General features: G+C 64.3%; 20 protein-coding genes. 13 read left to right on the forward strand and 7 right to left on the reverse strand.

Annotated features, from left to right (window positions below):
- Window positions 1-67: 67 nt before the first annotated feature.
- The 5 genes from NDK18_RS13605 to NDK18_RS13625 are packed head-to-tail and all read left to right on the forward strand — an operon-like array spanning window position 68 to window position 4,047.
- Window positions 68-265, forward strand: coding sequence for an antitermination protein NusB (locus tag NDK18_RS13605; RefSeq protein WP_250625945.1), 198 nt, complete (start codon window positions 68-70; stop codon window positions 263-265).
- 55 nt (window positions 266-320) lie between these two features.
- Window positions 321-953 (forward strand): ParA family protein, encoded by a 633-nt coding sequence (locus NDK18_RS13610; protein WP_250625946.1) that lies wholly within the window; start codon window positions 321-323, stop codon window positions 951-953.
- A 42-nt stretch (window positions 954-995) separates the two neighbouring features.
- On the forward strand, window positions 996-1,460 hold the full coding sequence (locus NDK18_RS13615; RefSeq protein ID WP_250625947.1) for a SixA phosphatase family protein: 465 nt from the start codon (window positions 996-998) through the stop codon (window positions 1,458-1,460).
- The gene (locus NDK18_RS13620; RefSeq protein WP_250625948.1) at window positions 1,457-2,020 is read left to right on the forward strand and encodes a YceI family protein; all 564 of its coding nucleotides are present in this window, start codon (window positions 1,457-1,459) and stop codon (window positions 2,018-2,020) included. The genes NDK18_RS13615 and NDK18_RS13620 overlap by 4 nt, the downstream gene beginning before the upstream one ends.
- A 38-nt stretch (window positions 2,021-2,058) precedes the next feature.
- Window positions 2,059-4,047 carry a phospholipase D family protein gene (locus tag NDK18_RS13625; protein ID WP_425502756.1) on the forward strand — a complete coding sequence of 663 codons (1,989 nt, stop codon included), beginning with the start codon at window positions 2,059-2,061 and terminating at the stop codon, window positions 4,045-4,047.
- Here NDK18_RS13625 and NDK18_RS13630 read toward each other — a convergent pair.
- Together NDK18_RS13630 and NDK18_RS13635 are read right to left on the reverse strand one after the other, a co-directional pair.
- Window positions 4,044-4,232, reverse strand: coding sequence for a hypothetical protein (locus NDK18_RS13630; RefSeq protein WP_250625949.1), 189 nt, complete (start codon window positions 4,230-4,232; stop codon window positions 4,044-4,046). The two genes, NDK18_RS13625 and NDK18_RS13630, sit on opposite strands and share 4 nt — an antisense overlap.
- A 24-nt stretch (window positions 4,233-4,256) precedes the next feature.
- A complete protein-coding gene (locus NDK18_RS13635; protein WP_250625950.1) occupies window positions 4,257-5,540 on the reverse strand; it encodes an acetyl-CoA C-acetyltransferase in 1,284 nt (427 codons plus the stop codon).
- Window positions 5,541-5,677: 137 nt separating this feature from the next.
- On the opposite strand from NDK18_RS13635, the gene NDK18_RS13640 reads away from it, so the two are divergent.
- Window positions 5,678-6,805 (forward strand): hypothetical protein, encoded by a 1,128-nt coding sequence (locus NDK18_RS13640; RefSeq protein ID WP_250628057.1) that lies wholly within the window; start codon window positions 5,678-5,680, stop codon window positions 6,803-6,805.
- A gap of 59 nt (window positions 6,806-6,864) precedes the next feature.
- Window positions 6,865-9,363 carry a sensor domain-containing protein gene (locus NDK18_RS13645; RefSeq protein WP_250628058.1) on the forward strand — a complete coding sequence of 833 codons (2,499 nt, stop codon included), beginning with the start codon at window positions 6,865-6,867 and terminating at the stop codon, window positions 9,361-9,363.
- Here NDK18_RS13645 and NDK18_RS13650 read toward each other — a convergent pair.
- The 4 genes from NDK18_RS13650 to NDK18_RS13665 all read right to left on the reverse strand — a co-directional run bounded on the left by NDK18_RS13650 (window position 9,360) and on the right by NDK18_RS13665 (window position 12,724).
- On the reverse strand, window positions 9,360-9,812 hold the full coding sequence (locus NDK18_RS13650; RefSeq protein WP_250628059.1) for a GNAT family N-acetyltransferase: 453 nt from the start codon (window positions 9,810-9,812) through the stop codon (window positions 9,360-9,362). The two genes, NDK18_RS13645 and NDK18_RS13650, sit on opposite strands and share 4 nt — an antisense overlap.
- Complete coding sequence (gene ntrC / locus NDK18_RS13655) at window positions 9,809-11,200, reverse strand: nitrogen regulation protein NR(I) (protein ID WP_250628060.1); 1,392 nt, start codon at window positions 11,198-11,200, stop codon at window positions 9,809-9,811. Before ntrC ends, NDK18_RS13650 begins: the two co-directional genes overlap by 4 nt.
- Window positions 11,193-12,203: a two-component system sensor histidine kinase NtrB gene (locus NDK18_RS13660; RefSeq protein ID WP_250628061.1), complete on the reverse strand. Its 1,011-nt coding sequence runs from the start codon at window positions 12,201-12,203 to the stop codon at window positions 11,193-11,195. The genes ntrC and NDK18_RS13660 overlap by 8 nt, the downstream gene beginning before the upstream one ends.
- Before the next feature lie 71 nt (window positions 12,204-12,274).
- The gene (locus tag NDK18_RS13665; RefSeq protein ID WP_250625956.1) at window positions 12,275-12,724 is read right to left on the reverse strand and encodes a winged helix-turn-helix transcriptional regulator; all 450 of its coding nucleotides are present in this window, start codon (window positions 12,722-12,724) and stop codon (window positions 12,275-12,277) included.
- Window positions 12,725-12,823: 99 nt separating this feature from the next.
- On the opposite strand from NDK18_RS13665, the gene NDK18_RS13670 reads away from it, so the two are divergent.
- From NDK18_RS13670 to NDK18_RS13690, 5 genes are all read left to right on the forward strand, one after another.
- Window positions 12,824-13,645, forward strand: a complete 822-nt coding sequence (locus NDK18_RS13670; RefSeq protein ID WP_250625957.1) for an oxidoreductase — start codon at window positions 12,824-12,826, stop codon at window positions 13,643-13,645.
- Window positions 13,645-14,646, forward strand: coding sequence for an NADP-dependent oxidoreductase (locus NDK18_RS13675; RefSeq protein WP_250625958.1), 1,002 nt, complete (start codon window positions 13,645-13,647; stop codon window positions 14,644-14,646). The genes NDK18_RS13670 and NDK18_RS13675 overlap by 1 nt, the downstream gene beginning before the upstream one ends.
- A gap of 1,719 nt (window positions 14,647-16,365) precedes the next feature.
- On the forward strand, window positions 16,366-17,136 hold the full coding sequence (locus NDK18_RS13680; protein ID WP_250625959.1) for a hypothetical protein: 771 nt from the start codon (window positions 16,366-16,368) through the stop codon (window positions 17,134-17,136).
- Window positions 17,137-17,164: 28 nt separating this feature from the next.
- Window positions 17,165-17,632 (forward strand): DUF1801 domain-containing protein, encoded by a 468-nt coding sequence (locus NDK18_RS13685; protein ID WP_250625960.1) that lies wholly within the window; start codon window positions 17,165-17,167, stop codon window positions 17,630-17,632.
- Between the two features lie 77 nt (window positions 17,633-17,709).
- The gene (locus NDK18_RS13690) at window positions 17,710-20,232 is read left to right on the forward strand and encodes an excinuclease ABC subunit UvrA (RefSeq protein ID WP_250628062.1); all 2,523 of its coding nucleotides are present in this window, start codon (window positions 17,710-17,712) and stop codon (window positions 20,230-20,232) included.
- A 37-nt stretch (window positions 20,233-20,269) separates the two neighbouring features.
- On the opposite strand, the gene NDK18_RS13695 is transcribed toward NDK18_RS13690, so the two are convergent.
- The gene (locus NDK18_RS13695; protein ID WP_250628063.1) at window positions 20,270-20,758 is read right to left on the reverse strand and encodes a MarR family winged helix-turn-helix transcriptional regulator; all 489 of its coding nucleotides are present in this window, start codon (window positions 20,756-20,758) and stop codon (window positions 20,270-20,272) included.
- A 46-nt stretch (window positions 20,759-20,804) separates the two neighbouring features.
- Between NDK18_RS13695 and NDK18_RS13700 the strand changes: the two genes are divergently transcribed.
- A complete protein-coding gene (locus NDK18_RS13700) occupies window positions 20,805-22,316 on the forward strand; it encodes an FAD-dependent oxidoreductase (protein ID WP_250628064.1) in 1,512 nt (503 codons plus the stop codon).
- Window positions 22,317-22,323: the final 7 nt, after the last annotated feature.

Consider the following 22,323-nt stretch of genomic DNA (forward strand, 5'->3'; position numbering starts at 1 on the left):
GGGCCGCCTCCATCCATCCGTGCCCGCCGCCTGCCCCACGAATCCTGCCCCAGAACAGGAGCGTTCCATGGAACCCTTTACCGCCTTCACGTCGACGCCAGCGCCCTGGTTTGTCGGTTTGGGCACCCTCGCCCTCATCAATGCAGGGCTGGCCCAGGGCAAGAACCGCAGCGGTGTGCTCTGGTTCCTGCTGTCGCTGATCCTCGGCCCCATCGCCACCCTGATCATCGTGGCGATGCCCCGTGCGAGGGGGAAATTCTTCTAGCGCCGCGTCGAACCCGGTAGGCTTGGAGGTACCCTCCCAGGCAAGGTCTCTGACGATGCTGACGATGCTGGTAGCAAGCAGTAAAGGCGGTTGCGGCAAGACCACGGTTGTTACCCAGGCGGCGTCCCACTACGCGCAGGCCAACAAGCGCGTGGCCATCGTCGACGCCGACCGGCAGCAATCCAGTTACCGCTGGGCCGCCCGAAGGCCGGAGAACGTCCCCGGCGTGCTGGCGGTGGACGGCGGCCGCAGGGCGCTGGACAAGCTCCCCGAAGACACAGACGTTGCCATCGTCGACACGCCCGCCGGTGTCACCGAGAAAGAACTCGAGCCTTACCTGGAGCAGGCCAACGTGCTGGTGGTGCCGGTGTTGCCGTCGAGCTTCGACCTGGACGCCACCACCGATTTCCTCAAACTGCTGCACGGTATACCGCGCGTACGTCGTGGCAAGCTGCCGGTGGCCCTGGTGGGCAACCGCCTGAAGCCATGGACCAACGCCAGCCAGGACGCCATGGTGCAGCTGGCCGAGGCATCCCCCTTCCCGGTGGTCGCGCAACTGCGCGATAGTCAGGCCTACGTGCTGCTTACGGCGCTGGGCAAAGGCATCTTCGATTACCACTCCGAGAATGTCCGTGGCCACCAGGACGACTGGAGCAAGCTGTTGCGATGGATCAAGCGCAGCAGTTAAGGCACTACGCTCCCACGCAAGACGAACCAGAAGGAAAACACCATGCGTGAACTGATCCTCCTGCGCCACGCGGAAGCCGAAGAGCTCTGCGCTGGCGAAAGCGACCGCGACCGACGACTCACCGAACGAGGCCAGGCCGAGGCCATCGCCACGGGCCGATGGCTGGCCGACCACAAACTCAGCATCGACCGCGTGCTTTGCTCCCCGGCCAGACGTACCAAGCAGACGGCCGAACTGGCTCTGCCCGGCCTTGCTATCACCGATGCCTCGGAGATCTACGACGCCACCCCAGGCACCCTGTTCACCCTGATCGACCAGCACCAGGACGCCACCACCCTGGTTGTCGTGGGCCACAACCCGGGCATCGAGCAACTCGTTGCGCTGCTGGTGGAAGGCCGTTCGGAAGACTACCGCGGCATGCCGCCCGGCGCCCTGGCCCGCCTGCGCGTGGCCCCCGGCCCACTGGAACCGGGGTCGGCCACCCTGGAGGCCTTCTGGTCGCCATGAAATACCTCGCGGGGCCGCTCGCGGCCCTGCTGCTTTCCGGCGTCGCGTCCGCGGCTCCCATCGAAGGCCCGCTCCACATCGACGACGCGCACTCGCGCGCGGAGTTCGGCGTGCGGCTACTGTGGGTATCGAAGGTGACCGGCGTGTTCGAGCGCATCCGCGGCACCATCGACATCGACCCCGACGACGGCCGTGCGGTGGTACAGGCGACCATCGATGCCCAGAGCCTGAAAATGGACTCCGCCCGCTTTCGCAACTGGGTGCTGGCGCCTGAGTTCTTCGACGCCGCGCGCTACCCCTCGATCGGTTTCGTCTCCGCCCGCATTCCCCTTGATGCCCTGGGCGACGGCGATGAACTCGACGGCCGGCTGACCATGCGCGGGGTGACCCAGCCGGTGCACTTCACCATCCTGCGGTCGGACTGCACGGCCAACCACCTGAACGGTTGCACCCTGCAGGCCCTGGGTACGATCGACCGCACCGATTTCGACATGCGCGGGCGCCGCGGCGCCCTGGCCGACAAGGTCGAACTGGGCCTGTCGATCACCATCGGCCCGTAGACACGGCAAGCGCATACGGCCCGGCTATGATGGCGCCCATGCGCCGCATCGCTCTCGCCCTTCTGCTGGCCACCGCTGCGTTTGTGCAGGGGTGCACGCTGTCGCACGCCAATATCCGCAAGGCCGATGCGATCGTGATGCAGGCGCAGGACCCGGTGCCCACCTGCAGCCAGCCGGACAACTGCGCGGCACCCTCCGCCCTGCTGGACCAGGCCAACGCCGAGCTTGCGTCCTCCACCGCTGACGCTCCCCACCACGCCATCGGCCTGCTCGAGGATGGTGAATCGGCCATGGTGGCCCGGCTGAACCTGATTCGCGGCGCCCGCCACAGCATCGACGTGCAGACCTATATCTGGCAGCAGGACGACGCCGGCAAGCTGATCCTTGACCAGCTGGTGGAAGCCGCCGCGCGCGGCGTGAAGGTACGCATCCTGGCCGACCAGCTGTTCGCCTTCGGCGACGCAAAACTGCTGGCCACCCTGGCGCGCACCCGCGCTAATTTCGAGATACGCCTGTACAACCCCACCTTCCGTAAGGCGCATACGCCGCCGCTGGAGTTCGCCGCCAGCATCGTGTGCTGTTTCCTGCGCTTCAACCAGCGCATGCACAACAAGTTGCTGGTGGTGGATGACGCCATCGGCATTACCGGCGGACGCAACTACGAAGACCGTTACTTCGACTGGAACGACGAATTCGACTACCGCGATCGCGACGTTATCGTGGGTGGACCGGTGGCGCGGACCATGGCGGCAAGCTTCGACACCTTCTGGAACCACAAGCGCAGCGTGCCGCTGACCCACCTACGCGACGTGAACCGGCAGATCCGCAGCGACGGGCCCGAGGCGCCGCGCTGGGTGGAACCGGCGTACTCGCGGCCCGACCGCGTGAACGACGCCCTGGCCGAAGCCGGCGATCCGCGGTGGATGCAGGAACACCTGGTGGCCAATTCCCTCGCCGTCGGCCGCGTGGACTACCTCTCGGACCTGCCCGGCAAAACCGAGAAGCCGGCCGAGCGCGACGACCGTGAACTCACCCGGCGCATCATGGGCATGCTCAGCAACGCGCGCCGCGAGGTGGTGCTGCAAACCCCTTACCTTGTGTTGAGCGACCGCGCCAAGAAGCTCTTCCGCGCACTGCACAAGCGCGAGGACGCACCCCGGGTCGTGGTGTCAACCAATTCGCTGGCCTCCACCGATGCGTTCGCGGTGTATGCCATCTCGTACAAACACCGGAAGACGTACTTCACCAAGTATGGCTTCGAGATCTACGAGATGAAGCCGCAGGTGGGCGGCCAGGAAGATGGCGACGACGGCCATCCGCTGGGAGGGCAGTTCTCGGGGAGCCAGGCCAGTGGTGGGCAGGGAGAGGGGCGTTCGGCGGTACCGGTTGGGGGTCAGGATGAATATTCTGACCCCGCTCAAACGCAACCTCCCCGCTACGACGTGTTCCGCACAGCCTCGGGGGATCGCCCGCGAGCCTCGCCCAGCGAGGAGCCGGGCTTCTTCGGCAGCCGCAACGGTCGCGGCCGCCGCAACCGTCCCGCGCCGCTACGCACCGCCGGCATGCGCATCGGCCTGCATGCCAAATCCATCGTGGTGGACGACAGCTTCGCCATGGTCGGCACGCACAATTTCGATCCCCGCTCGGACCACTACAACACCGAATCGGGCGTGGTGGTGTACGACCCCTCGTTTGCCCATGCACTGCGCGCATCGATCATGAGCGACACCCGGCCTGAGAACGCCTGGGTGGTCGCGCCGCGCAAGCCCACCATCCCGGTGCTGGGGCAGATCAGCGAGGCGCTGGGGGATATATCGGAGAAACTGCCCCTGTTCGACCTCTGGCCGTTCCGCTACACCACCAACTACGACCTCAACCCCGGCTGCATGCCCAAGCGGCCGAACGATGCACAGTTCTTCCAGTGCTACCACGCGGTGGGCGACTTCCCGGAAGTGAACCTGTCGCTGAAGATGATCTACACGCGGCTGCTCACTGCGTTCGGCTCGCCATCCGCCGGCATTCTTTAGCGATCGATGGTGCGCCGCACGGGGTAGAGGCGCTTCGGCACGGCCGCGCGGCTCGCCACGGGTGAACGCAACGACATGCGGCGCCGCTCCACCTGGGGTGGTCCGTAGGTGAGCTCGGTGAGCCAGGCGGTAGCCGTAACCCCCAGCATCAGCACCAGCAGGCTGAAGCCGAGGGTAAAACGCAAGCGCGGTACCGTTGAAGTCACCGCTTACGGACGTTCGAGGATGGCGGTCACGCCCATGCCGCCGGCCGTGCAGATCGAGATCAGGCCACGGCCCGAACCCTTCTGTTCCAGAAGCTTTGCCAGGGTTGCCACGATGCGCGCGCCGGTGGCGGCGAACGGATGGCCGGCGGCAAGGCTCGAGCCATTCACGTTCATCTTCGCTGGGTCGATCGAACCCAAGGCCGGGCGGCCCAGGCGGCGCTGGCAGTAGTCTTCCGATTCCCACGCGCGCAAGGTGCACAGCACCTGGGCGGCGAAGGCCTCGTGGATTTCGTAGAAGTCGAAATCCTGCAGGGTAAGGCCGGCGCGGTCGAGCATGCGCGGCACGGCCACGGTGGGCGCCATCAGCAGGCCTTCGCCATGGACGAAATCAACCGCCGCCACTTCGCTATGGGTGATGTAGGCCTGGATTTTCAGGCCACGCTCGGCCGCCCACGCATCGCTGGCCAGCAGCACCGCGGCGGCGCCGTCGGAAAGCCCGGTGGAGTTGCCCGCGGTAAGCGTGCCCTGGCCCGTGGTCTTGTCGAAGGCGGGCTTGAGCGTGGCGAGTTTCTCCAGCGAGGTATCCGGCCGCAGGAAGCCATCGCGCTTCAAGCCGCGGAAGGGCACCAGCAGGTCGTTGAAGAAGCCGGCATCGTAGGCGGCGGCGAGCTTTTGATGGCTCTGCATGGCCAGACGATCCTGCGCCTGGCGCTCGATGTGCCATTCACGGGCCATCAGCTCGCAATGGTCGCCCATGGATTTGCCCGTACGCGGCTCGGCCACGCCGGGGAAAGAGGGCTTCAGTTCCTTCAGCGAGAAGCCACGCGTGGCCGCCCGGAATTTTTCCTTGAAGGTCTTGGCGCGGTTGACCGACAACAGGCGCTTGCGCAGCCGGGTGCCATAGACGATGGGTACGTCGCTGGTGGTGTCCGAGCCGCCGGCGATACCCGCCTGGATCTGCCCGGTGGCGATCTTGTTGGCAACGATGATGGCGTTGTCGAGCGAGGTGCCGCAGGCGCGGGCGGTGGTGATGCCCGGTGTGGTCGGGGCCAAGCCCGATGACAGCAGCGCCTCGCGGGCGAGGTTCCATTCCGATGGATGGCGGATCACCGCGCCCATCGCCACTTCGCCCAGCTCCACCCCATGCAGGCCGAAGCGTTCGACCAGGGCACCCAACACCTTGACGGACATGCCGAAATTGCCGACATCGGCGTAGGCGGTGTTGTTGCGACAGAAGGGAATGCGGACGCCACCGACGACACCCACGCGCGTTTGCGGTTTTTCCATGCTCAAGACGATCCGGCCACCTTGGGGTCGAACAGCTGTTCGACGGGGATTCCAAGGCTAACGCGGGCAAGCTCTGCGGGAAAGGCTTAAAACGCCCAATGGTAGAATCGCGGTTTACTTCCGTTGGGATTCCTCCGGTGAATGATGTAGTTGCCTGCCCGGCTGTGCTGGCCCTGGAGCTGGCTCCGGGCGAGACGCCGTCGCGCCTGATGCTCACCCGTGAAGAAGCCCAGGAACTGGCAGGCCTGGTGGCCGAAGACCTGCGAAACCTGCTGCCGGGCGTGGAAACTTCGCGCCTGGCGGTGGCCGGCGCGTTGTTCGATGCGGTGGAGTTGCTGCGCCCGGGCTTTCCCGTGCACGCCACGCTCGATGAGCTCGCCCGGCGCATCCCTCGTGTCACCGGCGAGGCCGCCGTGGTCGCCTTCGGCAGCAACCAGGGCCAGATGCCGGCGCAACCGCTGGTCCCGGACCCCACCTATGCCGGCGGCCCGATGCGCCTGCTGCCCTGGACACTACTGGCCGACGAAGCCTTGGCCGAAGACCTCGCCGCGCGGATCGAAACCGAACTGGTGGGCCGCGGTGAAGCCGGCGCGCGCACGTCCGATTTCCTCATGCGCACCCTGGGCGTGCGCTTCGAGCACGCGCGGTACTTGAGCCGCAACGACGTGATGGCCATGACGTGCGTGCAATACGAGCACGTCAACCTGGCCCCGCTGTGGACCCTGCTCGAGGCGGCGCTGCTTACTCCTTATAAAGAAGAATCCACTCTCACCCTGCGCGGCCTGCCCCTCCGCTACGGGGCCGGACGGGTATCCGCGCCGCCCCTGGCCACCTGGTTTGCTGAAACTGCCGGCCATGGCGACGACGATGCCGCCCATCAACTGGCAGGCATCCTCTTTGAACTTCGGCAATATTCAGCCGTGCTCAATGCCCATGGCATCGCCTTCGGATTCGAGGGCACGGCGCCCACCGTCGGTTACGCGATGGAAGCGGTGAACGATCCCAATCCCACCTTCGGCAAACCCAGGCTGTTTGCCCACCAGGCCCGGGGCCTGGGCGTGGTGGCAGTGACGGTGGCGCAAACACAAGGTTCGGCCGAACCCAGGATCCTCGCCCACGGCTTCCCGCTGGCCGGCGACGCCATGGAAACCATGTTGCAGGCGCTGCACGCCCGCTATAACGCGGACGAAACCATCACGGACCTGGGCACGTTGTTCCTTGCACCGGGGCGGCGCCTGGCCGTTCCGGCAGCGTCCGTCCATTAGCCGGGCCTGCCCAAAGCAGCTACGCTGCAAATACCTCAAGGGCAGGTGAAAAACAGACCATGGGCCGGCTTCCACCCCGGGACGGGAACGACCAACTCGCGTGGACCGCAAGTGACCTGACGGCCCAGGTGCTGTCGGTGCTGCCAGGCCTGGTGGCCTATCTCGATCCCGAACGCCGCTATCTGTACGCCAATCCGTCGTACCAACGCTGGATGGTGGCCGAACCTGAAGACATGATCGGCCGCACCGTGGCCGACGTGCTGGGCGCCGAGCGCTACGCCATGGTCGAAGAAGACATGGACAAAGCCTTTGCCGGCACGGAGTCCCATTTCGAGCGTTACATCCCCTTCGACGACCACGAGCGCTACGTCAGCGGCAGCTACACCCCCGACCATGCCCCCGACGGCAGCGTGCGCGGGGTGATCGTGATGGTGGTGGACATCACCGAGCGCCACGAGCTCGAACTGCAGTTGAAGGAAAGCCAGTCGCGCTTCGAGGGGGCCTTCGAACATGCCTCCATCGGCATGGCGCTGGTGCGGCCGGACGGTGGCTTCATGCAGGTGAACGGCGTGCTGGGCCGCATGCTCGGCCACACCGCCGCCATCCTGGTGACCAAGACCTTCCAGGAGATCACCCATCCGGACGACCTGGCCGCCGACCTGCAACTCCTGGGTGAGCTCATTGCGGGCGAGCGCGAAAGCTACCAGATGGAAAAACGCTACTTCCATCGCGATGGGCACACGGTGCACACGATGCTGAGCGTGTCGCTGGTGCGCGATGTCGAGGGCGACCCGATGTATTTCGTCTCGCAGATCCAGGACATCAGCGAGCGCAAGGCGGCGGAAGCGGCGCTGTTCCACGAGCGCGAACTGGCCCAGGTAACGCTCAAATCCATCGGCGACGCCGTGATCACCACCGATCTTGAGCTTCGCATCACCTCGCTCAACCCCATCGCCGAGGCCATGACCGGCTGGACCCATGCCGATGCGCTAGGCAAACCGATGGACGACGTATTCCGCATCCGCGACGTCGACACGGGCGAGGCTGCCGACAATCCGTTGCGGGCGGCGATCAAGGGCAACGTGATCGTGGGGCTGGCCAGCGACACCGCGCTGATCCACTTGAACGGCTTCGACAGCCCGATCGAGGATTCCGCCGCGCCCATCCACGACAACAGCGGGCGCGTGATCGGCGGCGTGCTGGTGTTCCACGATGTGAGCGAAACACGCGCGCTGGCCATGAAGATGGCGCACCTGGCCAGCCACGACACGCTCACGGGCCTGCCCAACCGAAACGTGCTGCATGCACGGATGGAGCAGGCCATCGCCGCCGCCCTGCCCAGGCACCGGCGCGTGGCGGCGCTGTTCATCGACATCGATCATTTCAAGCAGGTCAACGATGTGCTGGGCCACAAGGCCGGCGATCGCCTGCTCAAGGCCGTGGCGCAACTGATCCGCAGCGAGATCGGCGACGACGATATGGTGTCGCGGCTGGGCGGCGACGAATTCGTGGTGATGCTGCCGCACGTGGACAATGCCGCCCACGCGGTGGGCGTGGCCGAGCGGTTGCTTGAGCGCGTGAACGAGGCAGTATCCACCGAATCGGCAGACCTCTCGGTGAACTTCTCCATCGGCATCAGCCTGTGCCCGGACGATGCCACGGACGCTGAAAACCTGATCCACAACGCCGACACGGCGATGTACGAGGCCAAGCAGCAAGGCCGCAACGGGTATCGCATGTTCAGCACCAACATGCGCCACCGCGGCGCGGCGCATGCGGCGATCGAAGTGGCGCTGCGCAAGGCGCTGGTGCGCAATGAGCTATCGGTGCAATACCAGCCCAAGGTGGACGTGCGCACCGGCTGGATCGTGGGCGCCGAGGCCTTGCTGCGCTGGATCGTGGACGGCGAGGAAGTGTATTCCCCCGAGGAATTCATCCCCATTGCCGAAGAAGCCGGGCTGATCGTGATGATCGGTGAATGGGTGCTGCGCCGGGCCTGCGAGCAGGCGGAGAAATGGCGCGCGGTGTACAAGCGCGTGCCCATATCGGTGAACGTGTCGGCCGTGCAGTTCCAGCACACGCGCTTCTTCGAAACCCTCACATCCGTGCTGGACGACACCGGCCTGCCGCCGGCGCTGCTGGAACTGGAACTGACCGAGCGCATGGTGATGTCCGGCCACGGCCACGTGCCGGACCTCCTGCAGCGGATCAAGAAGCTGGGCGTGAAGCTGTCACTGGACGACTTCGGCACCGGCTATTGCAGTTTGTCGTACCTGAAGCACTTCCCCATCGACACCTTGAAGATCGATCGCGCCTTCATCCGCGACATCGGCGCCGACCACCAGAGCACCACCATCACCGGCGCCATCGTCGCCCTGGCCCACAGCCTGGACAAGAGCGTGGTGGCCGAAGGCGTGGAAACCACCGACCAGGCCCAATACCTGCTGGCCGCCGGCTGCCCCATCATGCAGGGCTTCCTCTACGGCATGCCCATGCCCCCCGCCGAATTCGCCGAACTACTCGCCGCCGCCGACGACAGCATGGACGAGTATTTCTAGCTGAAGATTTGCTCCAGCATCGCGTAGTCGCAGCGTGCCATGCCGAGGCTCGCGTAGGTGGACTGGGCGCGGGTGTTCTCGGTTTCAACGTAAAGGCGCGTGCCGACTGCGCCGGCTTCTTTCGCCCGCTCTTTGACCGCCTGGTACAGAGCGCGAAATACGCCGCGGCGCCGCGCCTCTTCCGCCACATAAACACTCTGTACCCACCAGAAGTCGCCGTTGCGCCAGTCGCTCCACTCGTAAGTGATCAGCAGGCTGCCAGCCGGGACGCCATCGAGTTCGGCCACCAGGTAGGTGCCGCGACGCGGGTCGGCGAATACGGCTTCGGTGCCGCGACGAAGCACGGCTTCGTCCAGGTGCTTGTGCTCGGTCTCCCAGGCCATCGCGGCGTTCCACTTCACCAGATGGTCGATGTCCGCAGGGGTGGCGGGGCGGATGGTAATGCTCATGATGCGTCGTCCTTCGGGCGGCGCGCACGGGACGCGCCGAGTTTGCGGGTGAGGGTGTTGCGGCCCACGCCGAGCGAGGCCGCAGCCTGCTGGCGATGGCCGCCGTTGCTTACCAGGGCGGCCTGCAACAGTGTCTTGTCCAATGCGGCGCGGGCGCGGGCGTGGATGTCCGTTTCGTTATGAAGCAGCGCTGCCTCTGCCCAGCGGCGCAAGGCATCGGTCCAATCGCTGGGCGAAGCATTGCGATCGCCGGCGGCGCCCAGGTCCGCGGGAAGAATCTCGCTTCCCGGCGCCACCACGGCCAGTCGGCGGCAGAGGTTTTCAAGCTCCCGCACGTTACCCGGGAAATCGCGCTGCTCCATGATCTTCTGCGCCGCGCGGGACAGCCGCTTGGGCGGCAGCTTGAACTCGTTGGCCGCGGTGCCGAGGAAATGCTTCGCCAGCAGGGGAATATCCGCACGGCGCTGGCGCAGCGCGGGAAGTTCGATGCGCACCACGTCCAGGCGGTGCTTGAGGTCGGCGCGGAAATGCCCAGAGGTTACGCGAGCATCCAGGTCCTGGTGCGTAGCCGCAACGATGCGCACATTGCCACGGATCAGTTCACGGCCGCCCACGCGATAGAACTCGCCGCCCGCCAGCACGCGCAGCAGGCGCGTCTGCAGGGCCAGCGGCATGTCGCCGATTTCGTCCAGGAACAGCGTGCCGCCTTCGGCCTGTTCGAAGCGGCCGTTATGGCGCCGCGCCGCGCCGGTGAAGGCGCCTGCCTCGTGACCGAAGAGTTCGCTTTCAAGCAACTCCGAAGGAATGGCCGCGGTGTTCAGCGCAACGAACGCCTTGTTGCGGCGCGCGCTTTCATCGTGCAGCGCACGCGCCACCAATTCCTTGCCAGTACCGGTTTCGCCGGTGATCAACACGTTGAGGTCGCTGGCGGCGATGCGGCCGATCAGGCGGAACACCTCGCGCATCGCTACGCTCTCGCCCAGCAGCGCATGGGCCGCTACGGTCGTGGGCGCCACCGCTTCACTTGGGCTGGCCGCAGCCAAGGCACGCTCGACTGCCTCCACGGCCTGGTCCAGGTCGAACGGCTTGGCGATGTAATCGGCTGCACCTGCGCGGTAGGCCGCGGCGGTGGTGGCGACATCGGTAAAGGCGCTCATTACGATCACCGGTGCCACGGCGCGAGCGTGAAGATCCGCCAGCAGGCTAAGACCGTCTTCGCCGGGCATGCGTACATCGGTAAGGATGAGCGCGGGCTTGCCGTCGGCGAGTGCGTCGCGCAAGGCGCTGGCATCCCCGAACTCGCGCACCGCATGGCCGGCATCGCGCAGGGCCTCGGCCAGCACGAAACGGACGCCGCGGTCGTCATCGGCGATCCATACATCAGCCATGCGGCTTCTCCATCGGAAGAAAAAGGGAAAACACGGTTTCGCCTGGCTCACTGACAAAGCGCAACTCGCCGCCGTGTTCGCGGGCGATCTCGCGCGACAGCGCCAAGCCCAGGCCCGTGCCTTCGGGGCGACCGGATACCAGCGGCTGGAACAGGTTGTCGCGAAGCGCATCGGGCACGCCGCGGCCGTCGTCGATCACGTCGATGCGCAAGGCACTGCGCGCATGCGGCTCGCCCAGGCGCACGCCGTGCTCCACGCGTGTACGGAATACAAGCGTGGTGGCACCCGCTTCCACTGCATTGCGCGCCAGGTTCAATAACACCTGAAGCAGGCGGTCCGAATCGCCGGAGGAATCGGGCAGGCTCGGATCGTAGTCGCGGCGGATGCGTGGTGCGGACGGCTCGGAGGCCACCAGCACCTCGAGGCGCTCGAGCAGTTCATGGATGTTTACCGGTGCGACGCGGGCCGCCCCGCCGTGGCGAAGGAGGCGGTCGGCCAGAGCTGATAGGCGGTCGGCTTCGGCGATCACCAGGGAAGCGAGGTCCTTCAAGTCTGCCTCGGCGACGCGACGCTGCAAAAGCTGCGCTGCGCCTCGCAACCCTGCCAGGGGGTTCTTTACCTCATGGGCGAAGCCACGCAGGGTGGCTGATAGAGGCGTGGGCTCAGCGATGTCGCCGATCAGGGGATGGACCTCGATCAGGACGGCGCCGTCTGCCAGGGGCTGAAGGGCGATGTCGGCGGTGACGGGGCGGCCGCGGGCCAGTACGACGTGGGCGCCGCGCAGTTGCAGGACCTGGCGTTCGGCGAGGGCTCGTTCGGCCAGTGGGGCCAGAGCCGGCTCGCGGACGAGGGCGTCGAATTTCTGGCCCTGGGCGCTACGGGTGCCTACGCCTAGCCATTCGCCCATGGCGGGGTTGAGCCAGCGGACGGTAAGGCTGGGGTCGACGACCGCCAAGCCGGTGCTGATGAGGGTGGCAATTTCGGTCGCTGGTGGTGCGTGCATTGCACCAATGTAGGGATTTTGAAGGGGATTGGGAAGTAACTATTTTCCCTTGAAATACCCCAAGCCCAAATCTAAGGTGCGCTCTCATCCGGTGTAACGACGCGTATCGGCCGCGTCCCGATCTTTGCTCCAGTGACCTCATCGATGGCCACGGGTTTGATCTCCGTACCTGTTTCCTCGTCGAGGAAGCGTGTCAGCTCACCGCCACCACGGTACTGGCGTCCCCATGCGCCGATCATGAAGAGCACCGGCAGGAAATCGCGGCCGGCAGGCGTCAGCAGATATTCCTCACGCGGCGGGTGCTCTGAGTAGCGGTTTTTCTCCAACAATCCCTCCTCGGTCAGGCTAGCCAGCCGCCGGGTAAGTATGGTCGGGGCGATACCCAAGCTCTTTCGGAATTGGTCAAAGCGCGTGAGACCGGCATGGGCGTCCCGCAGGACCAGGATGCTCCAGGCGTCACCCGCCACCGCCAAGCTGCGCGCGATCGCACAGGGTTCGTTACAGCTATTTTTATAGTTCATATCATTTTGATAGTGACTTACTCTCGAATCGATAGTATAGTCGATTTCGAATCGATAGTGACTATCCGTAACGCGCCACCCATTGGGAGCTTCGAAACCATGAGCAAGAACCGTATCGCCCTGATCACGGGGGCATCTTCAGGCATCGGCGAGGCCACGGCGGAGCGGCTGACCAAGGCTGGCTATACGGTTTTCGGCACCAGCAGACGCGCTGCCCCAGCAGGAAGGCGACCGTTTGAGATGCTGTCCCTGGACGTCAACCGGGACGAATCGGTTGAGGCACTCGTAAAAGACGTCATTCAGCAGGTCGGCCGCATCGACCTGCTCGTCAATAACGCTGGGTTCGGGGTGGCACCGGGCGGTGCAGAAGAAAGCTCCATCGAGCAGGCGCAAGCGATCTTCGACACCAACTTCTTTGGGGTGGTCCGGGTGACGCGCGCCGTCGTGCCTCATATGCGGCGCCAGGGAAGCGGCCGCATCCTCAACATGGGTTCAGTCCTCGGGTTCCTGCCCATGCCGTACGGGGCGCTGTACGCTGCAACGAAGCATGCGATCGAGGGATATTCCGAATCGCTTGACCACGAGTTGCGTACGCACGGCATCCGGGTCTCGGTCATCGAACCGGCTTACACGAAGACGCCATTCGACGCGAATTTTCTCGAACCCGACTCCAAACTCGACGTGTACCGCGAAGTGCGCGAGGCAGTGAGCAGGCGGGTGCAAGAGGTCATGACAACAGCCACCGACCCCCGGGTCGTGGCCGAGGTGGTGCTAAAGGCCGCTATCGCCGCTCGCCCGAAACTTCGTTACCCCGCGGGCGGACTTGCAAGGCGCCTGCAATGGCTCCGCCGATTTGCCCCGGTGGGGCTGGTGGACACGGTGCTTCGAAAGGATCTGCAACTGGACGGAGTCAAAGCCTGATGAAAGCCTTCATCCTCGAACGCTATGGAAAAAAAGGTAGTCTGCGCGAAGGCGAACTTCCCGAGCCAGAACTGCGCGAGGATGAAGTGTTGGTTGAGGTCCATGCGGCAGGTGTGAACCTTCTGGACGCCAAAATCCGGAACGGGGAGTTCAAGCTCGTCCTGCCCTATCGCTTGCCGGTCATCTTGGGCCACGACGTGGCCGGTGTCGTAACCCGCGCAGGTTCGCAAGTCCGGCAGTTCAAAGTCGGTGATGAAGTCTATGCGCGGGCGGCCGACCATCATATCGGCACGTTCGCACAGTTCATCGCCTTGAACGAAAACGACGTCGCGCCGAAACCCTCCAATCTCACGATGGAAGAAGCGGCATCGCTCCCCCTGGTCGGCTTGACGGCATGGCAGGCTCTGGTTGAACGAGCCGGCTTGCGAAAGGGCCAAAAGGTCCTCATCCAGGCTGGCTCCGGCGGCGTCGGCACCATTGCCATCCAGTTGGCCAAGCATCTCGGGGCCACGGTAGCCACCACCACGAGCCATGCCAACCTCGACTTGGTGAAAGGTCTCGGTGCGGATGTCGTCATCGACTACAGGAAGGACGACTTCGAGAAAGTGCTGCAAAACTACGACGTGGTCCTGCATAGCCAGGATGCGGCGGCGTTGGAGAAATCCCTGCGCGTATTGCGGCCCGGCGGAATGCTCATCTCCATATCCGGCCCGCCGGATCCCACGTTCGCCAAAGGCATCAGAGCACCTTGGTTCGTTCGCCTCATCGTCCGTCTGCTCAGTGCCAAGGTCAGGAAGGAGGCGATCCGCCGCGATCTGAAATATACGTTCCTTTTTATGCGAGCCAGTGGACAGCAACTGCGTGAACTGACCAAGCTCGTTGAGAACGGAGCCATCCGTCCCGTGATCGACAAAGTCTTCTCATTCGACCAGACCAACCAGGCCTTGGCCTACGTCGAAACAGGCCGCGCAAAGGGAAAGGTCGTTGTCGAGATCAAGTAAGTACCCACCCACTTCTGGATGTTCCAAAGCAGAATTTCAGCCTCACTGTGGCTGTATCGGGACACGGTGAGGTGGCCGTCCTGGCTATCAGAATGAGCCCCCAGGAACCAATAGGATTCAGCAGCATCTAGAGGAAGGATTAGGCGCAAAGTGAAGTATCGCCTATTAGAATGTGCGCAGCGTTGGCAGCCGTCCTTACGCTACCTTTTGCTCTAGGCGACTTCAAAATGGCACTGAGGGTGGGTTAACGCCAAAGCCTCTGGCTTTTTCCTAGATAGGTTCATAGGAAAATGCCCACCATGTTGCTGCTGGATCCGATACTCGAGATAACGAAGGGCCAGCTCACTGCGGCGTGGGTTTCCGCAATGGCGTCGGTTGGTCAAGCGATTTTCAGTGTCCTTGCTATCGTTGCGGCGGGCCGCCTTGCTAGTGGACAGCGCGCTCACGAAACGAGGCTCAGGGAGCAGGCGTCCTTACTCCGAGCTCGTGATAACGCAATTCGGATCGCGTCCGCTATGACCTCTTGGGCGGACAAGGCAAGGCGCTGGCTTTATGCGCTCGATGCTTCCGGCCCCGAGTCTTGGGTTCCGTTGTCACAAATCGCTGACAACCTTGACGTGATTGCGGTGCCTCAACGCGTCATTGACTTAAGCGGTAAGTTTCGCCAACTTGGACCAGGCGCTCACCCTCGACGGCAGTACGTGCCCGGCATAAGCTCGGCGCCATGGCCTTGAGGGCCCGCAGCAAGGGAGCGCTAGGCTCGTGCCCAAGTCATGCATGCTGTATTTCCTGGACAAGCGCCGAATGGCTTGCCTGCTAGTCATGACTTTCGCCGTACCCGCGATGGCGGAGCCGCCGCCATGGTTGAACGCAATGAGCGCTTATCGTTTGAGCGACGCGGGACCGAAGGAAGTGCCGCGCGTAATGCTCTATGGGGCGACGTCCCGGCCTGACAGCGCGGACAACATCCCCTGGTTGATGCGATTTACGCAGAGACCAAACAGGCCTTTCATGGTTGTTTACGATGAAATAACCGGGAAAGCGTGTCAGGTCGTCGAGCCCGGCGACTGCACGGCCGCATCTCCGCCGGTGCCGCAAAGCAAAGGTTTGTGAATAGTTTGCCGCCGAACCTTGCTAGTCATGCTCGCTTCTCGTGGATGGCGTTCGCGCATGATTGAGGATCGTTCGATGGGATGCTCACAGCAACTTTGAGAATATTCGTATGGAGTGCCCATACGGAAATCGGGATCATGCGCGGGTTGCCGGGAGAGCCTGGTAACCGGGTGTCGAAAGCCCGCTGCAAGCCCCGGGTCCCGCAGTCAGCCTGCGGGGCACGTGGTTCTACCGCCTTATGGCGGGCGATCAGGCGGGCGTATGCCCGACCGTGCTTGTGCGGACTTTCGACCCTGGCTCGCCCGCCACCCTTACTCTTTCAAACGGGACGGGGCGACGAGCCACGGTGGCGAATGACGTACTCGGCGACATGGAGCAGCTTGGTTGACCGTTATTCCAGTGGCGGAAGATCAGCTAGGGTGTAAATGTCGGGGCGTTCATTCGCCTGATCCGTTTAAGAAACCGACTCATAGCTGCGACTCGAACGGCAGCATCAGCGCCTCACCCAGCTTCTGCCACCACCACCTTTTAGGTGGCCGCACGCTGGCGCCACACGGCTTGTTTCTGTACAACAGGCCATACGAATGAGACACGGTGGGGAGCGCAATGTCCGATTCGATTTTCACGAATGCCGTGACGAAGTTTTCAGCCGGGTGCCTTGCCCGAAGATTGCCGGTTACCGCACTGGCGCTGGCTGGGTTGTGCGGCGCCGCAGCACACGCGGATGAACTTACCCGCATGGCGCCGGTGGAAGCCTATCTCATGGACCGGACCCAGGAGATCGCACTGGCGAAAAGCGCGGCGCCGGATTCCATCGCCAAGGACGCGACCGTCCTGGTCTTGACCCGCACGGGCTACGAAACGGCGGTCAAGGGAACGAACGGTTTCGTCTGCTATGTGGGACGCGGCATCGGCGGCGCGCCTGACTGGCCCGAGCGCTGGAACCCGAAAATTCGCGCAGCCGCATGCGACAACCCTCCGGCAGTGCGTTCATTCACACCGCTCCTTACGATGCGAACGGCGATGACCCTTACCGGGCACACCGATGCCCAGATCATGGATCGCATCAAGACCGCCCTTCGCACCAAGGAAATTCCAGCCCTGGAAGCGGGCGCCATGTGCTACATGATGTCGAAGCATTCCTATCTGTCGGCCTATGGCAGTCACAACATGGCTCACGTCATGTTCTATGTGCCATTCGCGGACGGCAAGAATTGGGGAGCAAATTTGCCCGGCTCGCCCGTCATCGGCGGCAATTACTGGTTCCTGACACCAGGCCACGAGGCTGAAGCCGCAACACTGCCGCCCCTCTCCGTGTATTTGGTCGCCACCAGTACGTGGTCGGATGGCACAGCCGTGTCGATGCCAGCGATGTAGGCGAAGCCATGCGACAGAGGGGGTACCCATGACGAAAAAGTCGGTGAACAAGCCTGCGAGCAAAGTCGGAGCGGAAGAGCTTCTTGTCGCCATGACTGGCAAGGCGAGTTCTGCAAAAGCCGCGGACGGCGACGACCCCGTGTTCGCCTATATTGCTAGCCTGCCGCAGCCCCAGCGCGGGATCGCAGAACGGGTCGATGCGTTGGCGGAGAGAGCCGTGCCCGGCCTGAAGCGCGGCGTAAAGTGGGGCATGGCGTATTACGGAGTTAGTGATGGCTGGTGTTTCTCCTCCGGCGCTTTCGTCGGCCACGTGAAGCTGATGTTCATCCGCGGCACCGAGATCCATCCAGAACCACCTGTAACGCCGACCGGCATGGGCAAATCGACGCGGGGCGTTGAATTGACGTCTGGAAAGGATCTTGACGAGAAGCAGTTGATGTCTTGGATAAGCCAGGCTGCCACCAAGCCTCTCCTCGCGGGCAAGAAGCCGAAGTAGGGTGATGACGGGTTGCACGAGTGCACGGGGTATCGACGCGCTTTGTGCGACAACCGAGTCGAGCTAACGGATCCGCCATGACCCCGCCCAAACCGGCGCAGCACGACACCTTCGTCCACGTCCGCGGCGCGCGCGAGCACAACCTCAAGAACGTCGACCTGGACATCCCGCGCGATGCGCTGGTCGTCTTCACTGGCATCTCCGGTTCGGGAAAATCCTCTCTCGCGTTCGGTACCTTGTATGCCGAGGCGCAACGCCGCTATTTCGATTCGGTGTCGCCCTATGCACGGCGCCTGCTCGATCAGGTCGGCGTGCCGGCCGTGGATTCCATCGAGGGGCTGCCACCTGCCGTGGCCCTGCAACAGCATCGCGGTGCGACCACCTCGCGCTCGTCGGTCGGCAGCGTCACCACGATTTCCAATTCCCTGCGCATGCTCTATTCGCGTGCCGGGCAATATCCTGCCGGGCAGCCCATCCTGTATTCCGATGCCTTCTCGCCGAACACGCCCGCGGGTGCCTGCCCCACCTGCCACGGCCTGGGCCGCGTTTACGAGGTCACCGAGGCGTTGATGGTGCCCGACCCGACGAAGACGATCCGCGATGGCGCGATCGCCTCGTGGCCGCCGGCCTGGCACGGCCAGAACCAGCGCGACATCCTCACCACCATGGGCCATGACATCGACGTTCCATGGAAGTCGCTGCCGAAGAAGACGCGCGAATGGATACTCTTCACCGAGGAGCAGCCGGTGGTGCCGGTGTATCCGGGGTTCACCGTCGAGCAGGTGAAGCGGGCGATTCGCCAGAAGCAGGAGCCGGCGTACAACGGCACGTTTACCGGCGCGCGGCGCTACGTGTTGCACACGTTCGCCAATACGCAGAGCGAGATGCTGAAGAATCGCGTATCGCGCTACATGGGCAGTGCGCAGTGCCCCACGTGCGATGGCAAGCGGCTGCAGCGCGCGGCGCTGTCGGTGACATTCGCCGGGCTCGACATCGCGGAGCTTTCACGGCTGCCGTTGAAACGCCTCGCCGACGCCATGCGTCCCACGGCGGACAACAGCGCGCCAGCGCAGCGCAAGCTCGCCAAGACGCATCCTGAGCAGGCGGTGGTGGCCCAACGCATCGCCGAGGACCTGCTCGCGCGGGTGTCGATCCTCGTCGACCTTGGCCTTGGCTACCTCACACTCGAGCGCAGCACGCCGACATTGTCACCGGGCGAGTTGCAGCGCCTGCGGCTGGGTACGCAGATACGCTCCAACCTGTTCGGCGTGGTCTACGTGCTGGACGAGCCCTCTGCCGGCCTGCATCCGGCCGATACCCAGGCCCTGTTGCGCGCGATGGACCAGCTGAAAGCGGCGGGAAATTCGCTGTTCGTCGTCGAGCACGAGATCGACGTGATCGAGCACGCCGACTGGCTGGTGGACGTGGGCCCGCTGGCGGGCGAGCAGGGCGGCGAGATCCTCTACAGTGGGCCGCCGAAGGGCCTGGCGAAGGTCACGGCGTCGCAGACGCGGCGCTACGTGCTTGGCGCGGCCGCGCCGGTCAAGCATGTGCCGCGGCCGCTGGACACGTGGCTCCGGCTCGAAGGCGTCACGCGCAACAACCTCGACGGCGTGGACGTTGCCTTCCCGCTCGGTGCCTTCACCTCGGTCACCGGTGTCTCGGGCTCGGGAAAATCGAGCCTGGTGACGCAGGCCCTGGTAGAGCTGGTGGCTACGCAGCTGGGGCAGGACGTGGAACCCGAGGATGCCGAGGGCGACATCCTCGAACGCGCCGAGGTTGTCGCCAGCGGTGGCCGCATCGTGGCCGGTGGCGATATCGTCCGACGGCTGGTGCGCGTGGACCAGAAGCCGATCGGCCGCACGCCGCGTTCGAACCTGGCGACGTACACCGGGCTGTTCGACCACGTACGCAAGCTGTTCGCGGCGACGCGCGCCGCGCGGTCGCGCAAGTACGATGCCGGTCGGTTCTCGTTCAACGTGGCCAAGGGGCGCTGCGAGACTTGCGCGGGCGAGGGCTTCGTATGTGTCGAACTGCTCTTCATGCCGAGCGTGTATTCGCCCTGCCCCACCTGCCATGGCGCACGCTATAACGCCAAGACCCTCGAAATTGCCTACCGCGGCAGGAACATCGCCGAGGTGCTCGGGTTGACGGTGGCCGATGCCTGCGACTTTTTTGCCGACGATGCACCCGTGCTGCGTTCGCTCACCGTGCTGCGCGATGTGGGGCTTGGCTACCTGCGGCTCGGCCAGCCGGCGACCGAACTCTCCGGCGGCGAGGCCCAGCGCATCAAGCTCGCCACCGAACTGCAACGCGCCAACCGCAGCCATACGCTTTACGTGCTCGACGAACCCACCACAGGCCTGCACCCGGCCGATGTCGACCGGCTGATGCGGCAGCTCAACACGCTGGTGGATGCCGGCCATACGGTGATCGCGGTGGAGCACGACATGCGCGTGGTGGCCGCGAGCGACTATGTGATCGACGTCGGGCCGGGCGCGGGGGATGAGGGCGGATCGATCGTGTTCGCGGGGGTGCCGGCGAAGCTCGCGAGGCACGCAGGGAGCCGTACCGGGGCTTATCTAAAGGCCGTTCTCTAATCCCTGAGACTGGTCGCTCAAAGCGACTGGCCGGCGCTTACCGATCGCCGGGAGTTTCACCCTCGATGTCTTTCGCAAATTTCTGCAAAAGCCTTACCAGCTCCTCGAAATCTCGTTCCTTCCACTTCGCAAATATCGCTCGCCCCATCCGTTCCCGCGCGGCGTCCACGGCATCGGTCATGACTTTGCCCTTCGGCGTCACCATGGCCTCCCGCACGCGGCGGTCTTCAACGCCTTCCTGGCGTTGCACCAAACCTAGGCTCTCCAGTTTTGCGACCTGTCGACTGACGGTGGTGTAGTCGCGCCCGACGCGGTCGGCAAGATCGACCACACCGATAGGCCCTAGCCGCTCGATGCCTACCAGCAGCGGAAACAAGGCACGATCCAGCGAAATACCGGCTTCCCGCACCATTGCCTCGTCGCGCTGCGGGCGGTTCATGACGCCGACAATACTGATCAGCGCGCCATGCAAGGCCCGCAGTTGCAGGGATATATGTGTATCTTGCACATTTTTCTTTGAAGGCATAGCATCGGCTCCAGTTAGGTGCATATTACACATATTGGAGCCCGCCATGACACAGCATTTTTCCGCCGACGTATTGATCTGCGGGGCCGGCGCCGCCGGCCTCACGCTCGCGATCGACCTGGCACGGCGGGGCGTGTCCTTCCGCCTTATCGAGAAGATGGAAGGCCCTTTCCGTGGCTCGCGCGGCAAGGGTATCCAGCCGCGAACGCAGGAAGTCTTCGAGGATCTGGGCATCGTCGACCGGGTCGTCGCGGCCGGCGGCTTGTATCCGCCCCAGCGGGAATACCGCGCCGATGGCAGCTACACCGACTCGCTCGTCATGGAGCACGAGGCCCCGACAACTGCGGAGCCCTATCATCTTCCCCTGCTGGTGCCGCAGTTCCTGACCGAGGGCGTGATGCGCGAGCGGCTGGTCGAACTGGGGCATCGACCGACGTTTGGATGCGAGCTGGTCGGCTTCGCGCAGGACGAGCACGGCGTGGCGGTGCGGCTGGCCAGCCCAACGGGCGAAGAGGTTGTGCGCGTGCGCTATCTGGTTGGCGCCGATGGCGGCCGCAGTTTCGTACGCCACGCACTGGGCATCGACTTTCCGGGCAAGACATTGGGTGTGCGCGCCGTGGTAGCAGACGTCGCCCTGACCGGATTGGGGCGCGAGGTGTGGCATCGTTTCAACGAGGGCGCGATGGATGCGCAGATGTCCCTTTGCCCGCTCGCCGGAACCGATCTGTTCCAGTTGCAGGCGCCAATTCCCCGGGAAGGAGATATCGATCTTTCCGCCGAAGGATTGTCCGCCATGGTGGCCCAGCGCACCGGCCGCGACGACATTCGCATCCGTTCGGTCTCGTGGGCATCAGCTTTCAGCATGAACGCGCGGTTGGCTGATCGCTATCGTGTTGGTCGCTCGTTTCTGATCGGCGACGCTGCGCATGTGCATCCGCCGACCGGCGGCCAGGGCCTCAACACCAGTGTCCAGGACGCCTACAACCTGGGCTGGAAATTGGCGGCGGTGGTCGGCGGTGCACCCGAGACCTTGCTCGACAGCTACGAGGAGGAGCGCCGACCGGTGGCGGCGGACATGCTCGGTCTTGCCACGAAGCTGCTGGACGCCGCGAAGCGTGGTGATACGCGGCGCGGACGCGAGGTCCACCAACTCGACATTGGGTACCCCGAATCGCCGCTCGCGCTGGAACAGCCCGAACGCATCAGCGGCCTGCTCGCGGGCGACCGCGCGCCGGACGCACCGATCATGGGCGCTGCCGGCCAGCGGACGCGACTGTTCGAACTGTTTAAAGGTGCGCACTGGACGCTGCTGGGCTGTGAAGTTCTTCGTGATGCCGTGACACCACGCTCAGGCTTGCACATCCACACGTTCGGTGCGCACGGCGATCTTTTCGATCACGGCGGCCACTTCCGCGAGGCCTACGCCCCAGCGTCCGGAGATTGGATGCTGATACGTCCCGACGGCTACGTCGGTGCGATCGTTGCCTCCGGCGATATCGAAGTGCTGGAGCGCTACCTGCAGACTGTTGGCTTGGCCGTGGACGGTTCGCCAAGTTAGATCAGTT

It is taken from the genome of Pinirhizobacter soli, from assembly GCF_015905305.1.
Classification (GTDB): domain Bacteria; phylum Pseudomonadota; class Gammaproteobacteria; order Xanthomonadales; family Rhodanobacteraceae; genus Pinirhizobacter; species Pinirhizobacter soli.